The sequence below is a fragment of the Flavobacterium sp. WV_118_3 genome (genome assembly GCF_039778605.1).
Classification (GTDB): Bacteria; Bacteroidota; Bacteroidia; order Flavobacteriales; family Flavobacteriaceae; genus Flavobacterium.
Genome location: NZ_CP156060.1, coordinates 90,569 through 105,000 on the forward strand (window position 1 = coordinate 90,569; position 14,432 = coordinate 105,000).

General features: G+C 40.7%; 5 protein-coding genes, 2 tRNA genes and 2 rRNA genes (1 of these 9 cut by a window edge). 5 read left to right on the forward strand and 4 right to left on the reverse strand.

Annotated elements, in window-relative coordinates; all coding sequences use genetic code 11:
• Positions 1 to 9: 9 nt before the first annotated feature.
• From ABFU83_RS00415 to ABFU83_RS00430, 4 genes are all read right to left on the reverse strand, one after another.
• Positions 10 to 3,360, reverse strand: a complete 3,351-nt coding sequence (locus tag ABFU83_RS00415; RefSeq protein WP_347068034.1) for a SusC/RagA family TonB-linked outer membrane protein — start codon at positions 3,358 to 3,360, stop codon at positions 10 to 12.
• Between the two features lie 15 nt (positions 3,361 to 3,375).
• Positions 3,376 to 5,961, reverse strand: a complete 2,586-nt coding sequence (locus ABFU83_RS00420) for a zinc-dependent metalloprotease (RefSeq protein ID WP_347068036.1) — start codon at positions 5,959 to 5,961, stop codon at positions 3,376 to 3,378.
• Between the two features lie 108 nt (positions 5,962 to 6,069).
• Positions 6,070 to 7,629 (reverse strand): histidine kinase, encoded by a 1,560-nt coding sequence (locus ABFU83_RS00425; protein ID WP_347068038.1) that lies wholly within the window; start codon positions 7,627 to 7,629, stop codon positions 6,070 to 6,072.
• Positions 7,630 to 7,641: 12 nt separating this feature from the next.
• Positions 7,642 to 8,898 carry a DUF1343 domain-containing protein gene (locus ABFU83_RS00430; RefSeq protein ID WP_347068040.1) on the reverse strand — a complete coding sequence of 419 codons (1,257 nt, stop codon included), beginning with the start codon at positions 8,896 to 8,898 and terminating at the stop codon, positions 7,642 to 7,644.
• Positions 8,899 to 8,903: 5 nt separating this feature from the next.
• Between ABFU83_RS00430 and ABFU83_RS00435 the strand changes: the two genes are divergently transcribed.
• The 5 genes from ABFU83_RS00435 to ABFU83_RS00455 all read left to right on the forward strand — a co-directional run.
• Positions 8,904 to 10,139, forward strand: coding sequence for an FtsX-like permease family protein (locus tag ABFU83_RS00435; RefSeq protein WP_347068041.1), 1,236 nt, complete (start codon positions 8,904 to 8,906; stop codon positions 10,137 to 10,139).
• A 703-nt stretch (positions 10,140 to 10,842) separates the two neighbouring features.
• A 16S ribosomal RNA gene (locus ABFU83_RS00440) occupies positions 10,843 to 12,358 on the forward strand.
• Positions 12,359 to 12,533: 175 nt separating this feature from the next.
• Positions 12,534 to 12,607, forward strand: a tRNA-Ile gene (locus ABFU83_RS00445).
• Positions 12,608 to 12,699: 92 nt separating this feature from the next.
• Positions 12,700 to 12,773, forward strand: a tRNA-Ala gene (locus tag ABFU83_RS00450).
• A 183-nt stretch (positions 12,774 to 12,956) separates the two neighbouring features.
• Positions 12,957 to 14,432, forward strand: a 23S ribosomal RNA gene (locus tag ABFU83_RS00455) (it continues 1,405 nt past the right edge of the window).
• The 16S and 23S rRNA genes sit together here with 2 tRNA genes alongside, the layout of an rRNA operon.

Sequence of the window (14,432 nt, forward strand, 5' to 3'; positions counted from 1 at the left end):
ATCTTAATTTTAAAAAGTTACGTTTAACCCTAACGTTACCGATCTGGGGATGGGTTGTGCATAGATGTTACCAAAGGTTTCCGGATCAAAATAACCTTTGTAATCCGAACTGATCACAAACAGGTTTCTTCCTTCCACACTAAAACGTACATTCTGAATATTCATTTTATCCGTAACCGTTTTCGGTAGGGAATATCCCAAACGGATACTGCTGATTCGCATATAACTCATTTCTTCTACCCAGGTATCCAATAACGCATAGGTGTTTATTGGGTTACTACTTGAAAACCATTGATAGGCCATCCAGGAGTTGTCGGTAAACGGATCTCCTTTTCCAACGATACCTGGTAAATTTGAACCGGTATTGGTTGGTGACCAGGCATTCAGGACATCAGTAGTATAGTTCTGACCTCTGTCAAGCTGTGTTCCGTTGTAGGGCGGTGTTTTTACTACCGTTTGTTTTAAGTTGAACGCGGCCGAAACCGTTACATCAAAGTTTTTAATTTTAAATGTGTTGATCAAACCTCCGGTGTATTTTGGATCACGATCTCCTACATAGGAGAATAAACTTCTGAATTTATCTGCATTCTCGGTTAAACGGGATTGCGCTAATTCACCTGGTATAATATCGGCATACGGATCGTATAACTGGAAGAACTCTATAGCACTCACCACTTGCCCGTCGCTACCTACAAACTGAGGGTAACCATTGGCGTCGATTCCTGCGGTTTTCAATGCAAATACGGCATTTACCGGATAACCTTCACCGGATGGTAAATAACTGTTGGCACGTACTTCTATACGGTCGATATTACTTTTGTTGTGTGCTAAATTGAAATTGGTCGTCCATTTGAAATTCTGGTTGTCAATATTTTTTGTGGTTAATGAGATCTCATAACCTTTATTGGTAACCTGAGCCCAGTTCATATTGGTATATTCGAAACCGTTTTCAAGCGGTAAAGCACGTACGCCTAAAAGGTCGGTACTCTTACGTCCATACATGTCGGCGGCCACGCTGATACGGTTTTTCAATACGCCTAAATCGAAACCAACGTTTACGTTTTCGGTTTTTTCCCAACGTAATTTACTGTTTGGCGGACTCGTTACGACAATAGTTTGTTCCGTTTGTCCCGGAAGAATACTCACATTTCCGTAGTTTCCTACTACAAATGGCGAGGTGTTTTTGTCGATATTTCCTTGTAGACCATAAGAACCTCTAAAACGAAGGTTGCTGATCGTCGGAACATTGTCTTTCAGGAAGCTTTCTTCCGAAGCCAACCATGATCCGGAAATAGACCATAATGGTAAATATTTATACTTCGGATCTACACCAAATAAGTCGGAACCATCATAACGTACACTTCCGAAAACAGTATATTTTCTGTCGTAGGTATAGGATGCCGTAGCATAAAACGATGCAAAGGCATTTTCGTTATGGGTTCTGGCGTATGTTTTGTATTCAGGGCTATCTGCTAATGATTGGTCCGGGAACAGGATTTGTGATGTTGTTCCGGTTTGACGGTTGTAACCGTAGCCTCTGGAATAAATATTCGTATTGTATGTTCTGCGTAATTCGTTACCTACCAAAAGATCCAGTTCGTGTTTCTCGCCAAGTGTTTTGTTATAGGTTAACTGTGTTTTAATGTTATACTGGAAAAAATCAGTGTCCCAATTCTGGATGATTCCACCATCCGGAAGGAAATAATAAAAGCCTCCGTTTTTAAAACGTCTCGTTTTTTCACGTTCCTTACGGGTGAAATACGTTTCCTTACCGGCATATTTTTCAGTGTCGGAATTGTCCATTTGTAAACCGATTTGAGAGGTTAACTTTAAATCGTCGGTTACCTTGTATTCCAAATCGAAAATCGCTTTTAACGCTCTCGTTTTTAATTGATAGGAAGTGTTGTTACGCTCCTCCAGAAAGTTAAACGGTACATAACGATCCGAATAACCCTGAATATCTTTGTCGTACACATAGTTACCGTCGGCATCCAATGGTGACAAATACGGGTTGGCATTTCTTGAATAATTTCCCGGGTTGGTAAAAGCATCTGTATCGGAAATATACGAGGTGTTTTTACTCTGCGTTCCGAAAAGGCCAACGCCTACTTTTAATTTATCCGATACTTCATAATTGTTTTTCAAGGTAATGTTATAACGTTCGAATCCGGTTCCGATAGTGGCTCCTTTTTCGTCGTAATACCCTAATGAAAAATAGTAATCCGATTTTTCACCACCACCAGACAAGCTCAATCCATATTGTTGGTTCACAGCTGTACGGTATAATAAATCACCCCAGTTGGTTTGGTTGGCACGTAACGCATTGATCGCCTGCTGTGTTCCAGGTGTCAGAGCCGAAAAACCACCGGCACGGTAGGCACCTAGCTCACCACTGGTGTTCAAAATACGCGAAATAGCACCTTTATCATCGCGGTATGTTAATTCCGGACGACTAGCCAAACCGAGTTCGAAATCAACCTTTTGGTTGGCATCCATCAGGTTTAACTTTGAAAAATCAGGCTTTTGTGTTACGAATGTATTGGCAGTAAAATTAACCGCCATACGTCCTTTTCTACCTTTTTTGGTTGTAATTACAATTACTCCGTTAGCAGCACGCGCTCCATATATGGCGGTAGCGGCAGCATCTTTTAGGATGGTAATGTCTTTAATATCATCCGGATTTAAACCGGCAATTGAAAAATTATTTAGTTGATCAATATTCTCTTTGTCATTAAATTTTGGAGCATCGTTCCCTTCTAATGGAAGTCCATCCAATACCCATAACGGATCCTGAGGACCGGATAGTGAAGCCGTTCCCCTGATTCGGATTTTTGCAGCGCCTCCCGGTGCTCCGTTACCTGGTGTTATGGCTACACCGGCAACCTGACCTATTAAAAGTTGGTCGACGCTGGCTACACCGGCTTGTTGGATATTTTCCATATCTACTTTTACCAAAGCAGAGGTTAGCTTACGCTTTTCAATTTTTTGATAACCGGTTACAACTACTTCCTGTAATTGATTTAAATCGGACTTCAGATTAACAGTATAGTGGCTTTGTGAAGTCAAATCGATCAGGTAGGATTCATAACCTATAAAACTAACGCGCAGGCTTTTTACATCTTTGGTGATTTCCAGTTTAAAATTACCGTCCATGTCGGTTACCGTACCCACGCCGGTACTTTCAATAATTCCGCTTTGACCGGTTTTGGTGGCTATCGATTTATTTTCTACATAAATCGAAACGCCAGGCATTGGTAACTTGTCCTGTGCATCGATTACCTTTCCTGTAATCGTCCTGCTCTCTTGGGAATATCCCGCAAGGGAGAGGAGGAGTGTCATTAAAATTAATAGTCTTTTCATTTTTGAATTGTTAGTTTATAGAGGATTGTTTAGTGCTTTTTCAATTCGATTGATTAAATCCGAATAGTGGTTTCGGGTTTCCAGATTTCCAGTGTTTTTCTTTAGTTTTAAAAGTTGTAATACCTTGTTTAGTTCTCCTTTCTTTTCAGAGGTTACTTCGGTAACTCTTTTTAATGATGACTGATTAATGTTCCGTATCATCTGGTCTTCATGAACATGATTGCAAAGCATTGGCATGTTCAGCGTTTTGGTAAACATTAATTTTTTAGCATCTGTCTTTTCGAATAATTTATTGGTCGAAACGATCAATACATCTACATAATTTTTCTGTGTCATACGTTCCAAGATCGATAGTGATTTATTTTGAATTGTACCACTGAATACCTGTTGATGAACACGTTTAAAAAGATCACTAACGGTAAACAATTTGTCTTTTGCGCCATTTCGCTGGTAAAGCTCATTTTCAATCATACGAAGTAAACGCTCGTCGCTAAACAGATCGTATAGTATTCCATATTGTAATTCTCTCGAAAGGGTATACGGTGTGTATTCGTAGGGACCCACAGGAGAATCTTTTAAAGGATTGGTTTTGTCAAGGATCGGATTAAAAAACAACCATTGCGGAATTGTAATCACATTTCGAAGCAAATAATCGGTTGCTTTACGTTGCATCGTAGCCGAAACCGGAACATAACTGGATTTGTGATCACCGTGAACGGTAGTGTTCAGGTATACACCTCCGATATTGTTTAAAACATGACGGTTGTATAATTGCCATTGACCGATTGTTCCGATATACAGTTTTCCGGTTTCATAATAGGAAGCATCCTTTTCATACGTCCAGGTTAAAATATTGTCTACAACGCGTTTCAGATTTTTCAATCCATATTCGCTTGCTTTAACAGCATCGTTTCCTAAATCTTCCGACTGTGAGCGCGGATCGATAATGGCACCACCATCCTGTTGCTCTCCGTAGAAATACATCGGATCGTTCTGATGTTTGCCAATCAAAGCACTTAGCTTTGTCTTTTCCTCCGATTCATTCGGATACCAACGATACCCCCATTCAATAGCATATTTGTCATATTCACCAATTTTCGGGGTGATTGCCGTTACACCGTCTTCCGGTTGTGCCACATAATTGTAACGGGCATAATCCATGATCGATGGAGCGGTTCCTCCCATTTTTTCGGTAAAGACTTTCGAACGCAATGAATCCACTTCAAAAGCAAACGAAGCACCCATATTGTGTTTTAAACCAAACGTGTGACCCACTTCGTGTGAGGATACAAAACGAATCGCTTCTCCCATATGAGTATCGCTGAATTTGTTCTCTCTGGCTTTCGGGTCAATTGGTCCCGTTTGAATTCGCATCCAGCTGTGTAATGAGGTCATTACATTGTGCCACCAGATAATGTCGGCTTCAATAATCTCACCACTTCTTGGATCCACAACCGATGGTCCCATGGCATTTGCTTTTGGGGAAGCTGCATACGTGATAACGGAATAACGAACGTCATCAATGTCAAAATCCGTATCGCTTTCCGTTGGTTCTTTGGCGATTACGGCATTTTTAAATCCGGCTCTCTCAAAAGCGGCCTGCCAGTCATGAACACCGTCTATAATATATTGACGCCACTGTTTTGGTGTGGACGGATCGATATAGTATACAATCGGTTTTTTCGGTTCTACTAACTCCCCTTTTAAATAACGCGCTTCATCTTCTTTTTTCGGCTCCAATCGCCATCGCGTAATTAATTCTTTCTCAACCATCGCATGCTGGTTGTCATTAAAATACCAGTGTTTTTCGGTAAAGTACCCGATTCGCTTATCCAGAAAACGGGGCTTCATCGGGACTTTATCCAACAAAACAATATTGCTAGTCACCCCTAAAGTTACGGATAAAGCAGGTCCGCCTTCACTTACAGAGGTCGTTAATTGCGATTTTACAACAATATTACCCGGAAAGGTTTTAACAGCTTCGATATACGACAGATCCGATTTGACCGATCCGCCAAATCCGATGTTACTCAGTACATCGTTAAAGCTTTTTTGTTTTCCGTCGAATACTTTGTTTACTTTGATCACTACCGAGGTGGAATCACTGTTTTTGGTTTCGATATCAAAAACTTCAATGATTGATTCGGAAAAGTTATCCTTTACCGATGCCGTAATGGCATCCGTTTCCGGAGAGGAAACTTTTGGAAGTGACGATTTTACCCATACCTTTTTGGCAACGGTATCTTTATAGAACGAGATTACTTTGTTTTCGTAATTCATTCCTTTGTTTAATCCAGCCTCATTCACCTGCATCGGAACCTGAGACAATTTATTTACCACCAGAAATTCCCGCCCCATCAAACTGTCGGGGATTTCGAAATAAATGTCGGTCTTTACCTGAATAACGTTAAAAAGCCCCTTTTTCAAGGATCCTTTTTTTAGTAATTCAGCATAACCTTTGGTTTTTGCAATTGTGTCTTTAGTAGTTTCTGTTTTTGTTTCTTTTTGTTTCTTTTTCTGGGAAAATGCAGTAACATTACTCAATAAAAACAACAATACCAATACATATTTTGTGCTTGATATGAGTGTCTTTTTTTTCATTTATGTTAAGTTTTGGTTAAATAATTGTCTCGAAATTTAGAAGTTCCTGTGACGATATAAAAACAAAACGGAGTGAGTGGCTCTAATTTGGGAGTGAATGACTTATTCTTACTCAATTAGTGGTAGAATGCAAATAAATTCTCCATTTTCTTCAAAGGTTTTGAAGTCTTTTTTAGAATAATAATTATAGATACTTTGTAAGTATTTTAAGCCAAAATTATTACTTTGTTCAGTACTGGTCTTTTTTTGTAAATTATTGATAATAAATACAGCATCTTTTTTAACAATAATGCGGGATTTTAAAGGCGATGCTATGGTGGCCAAATTGTGTTTAATTACATTTTCAATACAAATCTGTAACGATAAATACGGAATGTTTTTGATTAGTCCCGAATCGTCCTCAATTTCAATCGAAAATTGTAGCTCCTGATTAAAACGGGTCATCTGTAAAAAGATGTATTGCTCGATAAAAGAAAGTTCATCGCTTAACGGGACAATATTTTCCTGTGGCGGGTCAATCAGGTAACGGTATATTTTCGACAGGTTTAAAGTGAATTTTTTAGCCTTTGGCGCATCAACGTCAATTAACATATATAAGGAATTGAGCGTATTGAACAGAAAATGCGGATTGATTTGTTCCTTGAGTTGTTGTAACTGAATCAATGCATTTTCTTTGTGAACCTTTTCGTTTTCCAGTAAAAGATTGTTTTTATCAGCAACCAGGGCTTCTTTTTCCAGATATTCTTTTCGGTTGGCACGATTAAAAAGGTAAAAGATAAAAACCAGAATAAATGTAGTGATCAAATATATGGCCGAGGCATGTTGTTTGACTTTATTTACATTTTCATCGGCGATCATTTTCGGGAAGTTGATACACACATACCAGTTAATGCCTTCCAGTTTTAAAGGCTTTACAAACCGTATTACATCCAGTTGCAGGTATTCCGATAAAGCGACGGTTTCATTAAATCCGGATTTGTTCGTGATAAGCGTATCCGAAGGATTCAGACTGGTAAAATCAAAAATGTTTTTACCGTTTTTCTCCGCTTCCGGGTGGAAGATACAGGTTCCGTTTTGGTCGAAAACAAACGCATAGTTGGGCGCATTACCATCGATTAATGCAAAATAGTCGTGTAGTTTTTTTAAATCAATATCATAACCATAACGAATGGTAGTGGCGGCGTCTTTTTTAATTTTAAAATAGTTGCGCCATATTAAGGTATCGCCCTGTTTTAAAAGTATGCTGGAGTTCTCTTCTTTATCAGAAGGATCAACCAAAAGATTCAGGTGCTTTTGGAAAGTACCTTTTTCAGAATCGTTGGTGTAAATCGTACCGTTGTTAATCTGAAACCAATTGCATAATACAACCGGATTGCTTAGTTGAATCGCATTGAGTACCGTAAGGTTGTTGATTATGTTTTGATCATTACTTATTTTAAGGACTTCCTGTACGTTTTTCTTTTGTTCCAGCAAGCGACCGAATTCCTGTTGTAAGACTTCGTATTTTTTTAGGAAACTACGCTGGGCAATTTCTTCATTGGATTTTTCGGTGATTTGGGTTATCAGATTGCTTAAAATAAAGACCGCAACGGTCGTAATTACGATCACAATAAGCGAGGTAATTAAGAACGTGCGTCGGGAAATGGTATTTTTAATCGGGAATTTCAAGCAACTGAAAAATTAGTCTTCATATATAAGGTAGGCGGTGCGCATTTTTTTAAAGGAATTCAGACCTTTTTCCCAGGACTTCCGAATGGCTGTTTCGGGCAATCCGGATTCAATTTGCTGTTGTAATTTTTGCGTTCCGGCTAGTTTGGAAAAGAAGTTGTTAAAGAATACTTTTTTATCGGATGTTTCTTGATAGGCTTTGATCAGCCATTTTAGTTCGAGCTTGGTTACCTTTGGAATACCTGAGAGGTCTTCGCCATAACACATTTTACCGTTATGTACCGGATCTTTAGCTCCTAAATTCGGCCCGGGCGTAAAACTAAATTCGGATTTTGGCAGAAATGGAGAACCGTAAATCTGAAATTGTTTGTCGGTACCCCGTCCCATGCTCACATTGGTGCCTTCAAACAAACAAAGACTGGCATATAGGTTGATGGATTGATCATTAGGAAGGTTGGGCGACGGTTTTACCGGTAGGCTATACGGCATAGTCCGTTTATAGTTTGTACAGGCAATAACTTCTAACTGACATTGTGCCCCGTTTTTTAGCCATTTTTCCCCATTGATCATTCGGGCATATTCCCCGATAGTCATCCCATGTAAAACCGGAATCGGATGCATGCCTACAAAGCTGGTAAATTCTTTTTCCAATATTGGACCATCAATTATACTACCGTTCGGGTTCGGACGATCCAGGACAATTAAAGGAATGTTTTCTTCGGCACAGGCTTCCATTACATAATGTAAGGAGGAGATATAGGTGTAAAAACGAGCGCCCACATCTTGCAGGTCAAAAACCATAACATCAATTTGCTTTAATTGTTCCGGTTTTGGCTTTTTATTGTTACCATATAAGGAGATGATCGGCAAACCGGTTTGCGTGTCTTTTCCGTCTTTGATCAATTCTCCTGCATCGGCGGTTCCGCGGAAACCATGTTCCGGTGCAAATATTTTTATAACATCCAATTTGCTTTTCAATAGAAAGTCAACCAGATGAAGCGGCTTACTTAGCTTTTGTTTGTCGCCGTTGTAGTTGACAATACTGGTCGGATTGGTTACAATGCCAATTTTCTTGCCGCTAAGAAGTGACTGGTATTTCTCAAAATTATCGGCTCCGGTAAGAATCGGTTCCTTTGGTCGATTGGTAGTTGTGGCCTCGTTTGTCGGATTAGTTTTCGGATCTTTGTGCTTAATCGCAGAATTTCCGCAGGATACTATCGCTAAAACCAAGAATAAAACTGTATTTTTGAAAACGGAATTTGATACCATAAGTTTTGAGATTAGAATATTTTATAGCAAAACGCCTAATTACTACTAAAAACTATAAAAGTAGTATATCTGCACCAATAATAAAAATTGCAATTGCAGCTATTGCCATCGGAATCATTATGATGATTGTTTCCGTGGCGACGGGCGTTGGATTGCAGCAAAAAATACGCCAGAAAATCGCGGCCTTTAACGGGCATGTGATTATTACCAACTACGATGATAATCAGTCCGAGGTAAGTGTGGAACCCATTTCGATTCACCAATCGTTTTATCCGAAGTTTAAAAATATAGAGGGTATCAGTCATGTACAGGCCACAGCGTCCAAAGCGGGGATTATACGAACGGAGACGGCTTTCGAAGGGATCGTGTTTAAAGGTGTTGGGAAGGATTTCCGATGGAATGATCTTCAAGAGTATATTGTTGCCGGTCGGATTCCGAATTTAAAAGAGGCACTTAATAATGAAGTGATCATTTCAAAATACCTGGCAGATCGCTTACAATTAAAGTTAGGGGATAAGTTTAATACCTTTTTTATGAAGGAAGAAGGAAATAAATTACCCAACCTGCGTCGTTTCGAAATCGTCGGGATTTATAATTCCGGATTTCAGGAGTTTGATGCGTCTTATATAATAGGTGATATCCGACATGTGCAGCGTATCAATAAATGGAGTAAAGATGACGTAGGGGAGTTTGAAGTTTTTATTGATGATTTTTCGAAGATAAAAGAAAAGGGTGAGGCGATTTACGCTGAAATTCCGCCTACCTATAATAGTAGAACGATTCAAGAGAAATATTATAATATATTTGAATGGCTGAAATTGTTCGACTTTAATATAGTAGTGATACTAATCGTGATGGTGGTTGTGGCGACAATTAATATGGTAGTGGCTTTGTTGGTACTTATTTTGGAGCGTACACAAATGATCGGAATTCTAAAATCGATTGGTGCCGATAACTGGATGATTCGAAAAATATTTTTATACAATGCATTATACCTTATTATAAGAGGACTGCTTTGGGGTAATGGAATCGGAATCGGATTGTTGTTGATTCAGAAATATTTTGGAATTGTAAAACTGAATCCGGAGAATTATTATGTTACCGAAGCGCCGGTAGTAATTGAGGTGCTTCCGGTTTTACTATTAAACCTGGGAACAATAGTCGTCTGTTTGCTGGTTTTGCTGATTCCGTCTTATATTATTACGAAGATATCACCGGTAAAAGCAATTCGTTTCGACTAAAAAAGAAATAATATACGATATTTTTTATATGCCCGACAGTTTTTGATAAGCTATCGGGCATTATTTTTCAGAAAACGCACCTATATATAGGTATGATTGTACTAATTTCACCTCACCTGATAGGTTTTTGGAATCTGTCAGGTGTTTTTTTACCCGGTATATATAGTTTAAAAATGCGTAAAACCTGCCCAATCCTTGGATTTGCGCGAGCAAAGCCCTGGAGAAAGAAAAAAAGGTATTGCTGTTATGTCTTTGTAATGAGGTTGTTAAGAAAAAGATTTAAAAAAAGGTTTGATAAAGTTTGTAAAGATGGAAAAAGGTTCTAGTTTTGCAGCCGCAATAAGGGAGTTCATTGAAGTATAGTACGGCAGATTGGGATTGACTAAGGTTAGAAAAAAAGTCAAAAAAGATTTGCGAGAAATAAAAAAGTGATTTACCTTTGCCACCCGCAAAACAGGGAAGTTCTTAAAGATATTGAGTAAGATAAACGAAGAAAATTTTTTCAAAAAAAAACTTCAAAAAAATCTTGCGAGAAACAAAAAGAATTTTTAGTTTTGCAGCCGCTAACAAGGAGACGCGTTAGTGGTAAAACAAAGAGAATTAAGTTCATAGACATATTGGATTGACAGCATACAAAGAGAGAGTAAGATTTTTCGAGTATAACAAATTAGACCTAGAGATTATCGTAAAATATTAAAAATATACGATGAAGAGTTTGATCCTGGCTCAGGATGAACGCTAGCGGCAGGCCTAACACATGCAAGTCGAGGGGTAGGGTTAGCTTGCTAACCTGAGACCGGCGCACGGGTGCGTAACGCGTATGCAATCTACCTTGTACAGAGGGATAGCCCAGAGAAATTTGGATTAATACCTCATAGTATTATTGAATGGCATCATTTGATTATTAAAGTTCCAACGGTACAAGATGAGCATGCGTCCCATTAGTTAGTTGGTAAGGTAACGGCTTACCAAGACGATGATGGGTAGGGGTCCTGAGAGGGAGATCCCCCACACTGGTACTGAGACACGGACCAGACTCCTACGGGAGGCAGCAGTGAGGAATATTGGACAATGGGCGCAAGCCTGATCCAGCCATGCCGCGTGCAGGATGAAGCATCTATGGTGTGTAAACTGCTTTTATACAGGAAGAAACCCTACCACGTGTGGTAGATTGACGGTACTGTAGGAATAAGGATCGGCTAACTCCGTGCCAGCAGCCGCGGTAATACGGAGGATCCAAGCGTTATCCGGAATCATTGGGTTTAAAGGGTCCGTAGGCGGTTTTGTAAGTCAGTGGTGAAATCTGGTCGCTTAACGATCAAACGGCCATTGATACTGCAAGACTTGAATTATTGGGAAGTAACTAGAATATGTAGTGTAGCGGTGAAATGCTTAGATATTACATGGAATACCAATTGCGAAGGCAGGTTACTATCAATATATTGACGCTGATGGACGAAAGCGTGGGGAGCGAACAGGATTAGATACCCTGGTAGTCCACGCCGTAAACGATGGATACTAGCTGTTGGGCGCAAGCTCAGTGGCTAAGCGAAAGTGATAAGTATCCCACCTGGGGAGTACGAACGCAAGTTTGAAACTCAAAGGAATTGACGGGGGCCCGCACAAGCGGTGGAGCATGTGGTTTAATTCGATGATACGCGAGGAACCTTACCAGGGCTTAAATGTAGTGTGACAGATTTGGAAACAGATTTTTCTTCGGACACATTACAAGGTGCTGCATGGTTGTCGTCAGCTCGTGCCGTGAGGTGTCAGGTTAAGTCCTATAACGAGCGCAACCCCTGTTGTTAGTTGCCAGCGAGTCATGTCGGGAACTCTAACGAGACTGCCGGTGCAAACCGAGAGGAAGGTGGGGATGACGTCAAATCATCACGGCCCTTACGTCCTGGGCTACACACGTGCTACAATGGCCGGTACAGAGAGCAGCCACTGGGTGACCAGGAGCGAATCTATAAAACCGGTCACAGTTCGGATCGGAGTCTGCAACTCGACTCCGTGAAGCTGGAATCGCTAGTAATCGGATATCAGCCATGATCCGGTGAATACGTTCCCGGGCCTTGTACACACCGCCCGTCAAGCCATGGAAGCTGGGGGTACCTGAAGTCGGTGACCGCAAGGAGCTGCCTAGGGTAAAACTGGTAACTGGGGCTAAGTCGTAACAAGGTAGCCGTACCGGAAGGTGCGGCTGGAACACCTCCTTTCTAGAGACACGATAATTAGGGTTTATGCATACAAGAGATTTTACTCTCGCTGTTAGTTCAAAAAAAAAGAAGAATAAGTAAAAAAAAGAGTTTATACTATTTTTAAAGAGTGATGCTTAGATTTTAGATATATCATTTAAAATTTAACGTTCAAAATTTAAAATAATTTAAAAATAGTCTCGTAGCTCAGCTGGTTAGAGTACTACACTGATAATGTAGGGGTCGGCAGTTCGAGTCTGCCCGGGACTACAATTTTTACTTATAAGGAAATTCTGGAAGTTGGGATTTGGATTAGGGATTAATTCAAAATTCGAAATTCAACATTCAAAATAAGAAAGAATGGGGGATTAGCTCAGCTGGCTAGAGCGCCTGCCTTGCACGCAGGAGGTCATCGGTTCGACTCCGATATTCTCCACTATCTTAGGAGGTAGAAAAGAGAAACAAGAATCAAGATAAAAGACGTTGTCTTTGATCTTTGTTCTAGACTCTTTCCTCTAAAAGAAACCGTTCATTGACATATTGAGATAAGAAAACAAAAAAATTAGAAAGCACAGAATTTAGGGTGTACCGTTAAGGTATATTTTAAAAAAAGTAAGTACAATAAGCAAAATAAGGGCGTATGGGGGATGCCTAGGCTCTCAGAGGCGAAGAAGGACGTGATAAGCTGCGAAAAGTTACGGGGATTGGCACATACGAATTGATCCGTAAATATCCGAATGGGGCAACCCACTATGTTGAAGACATAGTACATCGATAGATGGGCGAACCCGCTGAACTGAAACATCTAAGTAGGCGGAGGAGAAGAAAACAAAAGTGATTCCGTAAGTAGTGGCGAGCGAACGCGGAAAAGCCCAAACCAGAGCTGTTACGGCAGTTTTGGGGTTGTAGGACCACGATATTTCTTGCGGATTGAATTGGAATAACCTGGAAAGGTTAACGATATAGGGTGATAGTCCCGTACAAGTAAGAGAAGATAAGAATAGTGGTATCCTGAGTAGGGCGGGGCACGTGAAACCCTGTCTGAATCTGGCGGGACCATCCGCTAAGGCTAAATACTCCTGAGAGACCGATAGTGAACCAGTACCGTGAGGGAAAGGTGAAAAGAACCGTGAATAACGGAGTGAAAAAGATCCTGAAACCATACGCCTACAAGCGGTCGGAGCCCTTAAGTGGGGTGACGGCGTGCCTTTTGCATAATGAGCCTACGAGTTACCGTTGCTGGCAAGGATAAGCACTTCAGGTGTGGATCCGTAGCGAAAGCGAGTCTGAATAGGGCGCTATAGTCAGTAGTGGTAGACGCGAAACCGTGTGATCTACCCATGGGCAGGATGAAGCTGTGGTAACACACAGTGGAGGTCCGAACCGGTTGACGTTGAAAAGTCTTCGGATGACCTGTGGGTAGGGGTGAAAGGCCAATCAAACTCGGAAATAGCTCGTACTCCCCGAAATGCATTTAGGTGCAGCGCTGATTTAGTTATATAGAGGTAGAGCTACTGATTGGATGCGGGGGCTTCACCGCCTACCAATTCCTGACAAACTCCGAATGCTATATAATGATTTTCAGCAGTGAGGGCATGGGTGCTAAGGTCCATGTCCGAGAGGGAAAGAACCCAGACCATCAGCTAAGGTCCCCAAATGTATGCTAAGTTGAAAAAACGAGGTTTGTCTGCCCAGACAGCTAGGATGTTGGCTTGGAAGCAGCCATTCATTTAAAGAGTGCGTAACAGCTCACTAGTCGAGCGGACGAGCATGGATAATAATCGGGCATAAGTATACTACCGAAGCTATGGATTTGTATGTATATACAAGTGGTAGGGGAGCATTCTAAACTGGGTTGAAGGTGATATGTGAGTATTGCTGGACTGTTTAGAAAAGAAAATGTAGGCATAAGTAACGATAATGCGGGCGAGAAACCCGCACACCGAAAGACTAAGGTTTCCTCAGCTATGCTAATCAGCTGAGGGTTAGTCGGGTCCTAAGGCGAACCCGAAAGGGACAGTCGATGGCCAACGGGTTAATATTCCCGTACTACTTATAATTGTGATGGGGTGACGGAGTGATGAAAGTACCGCGA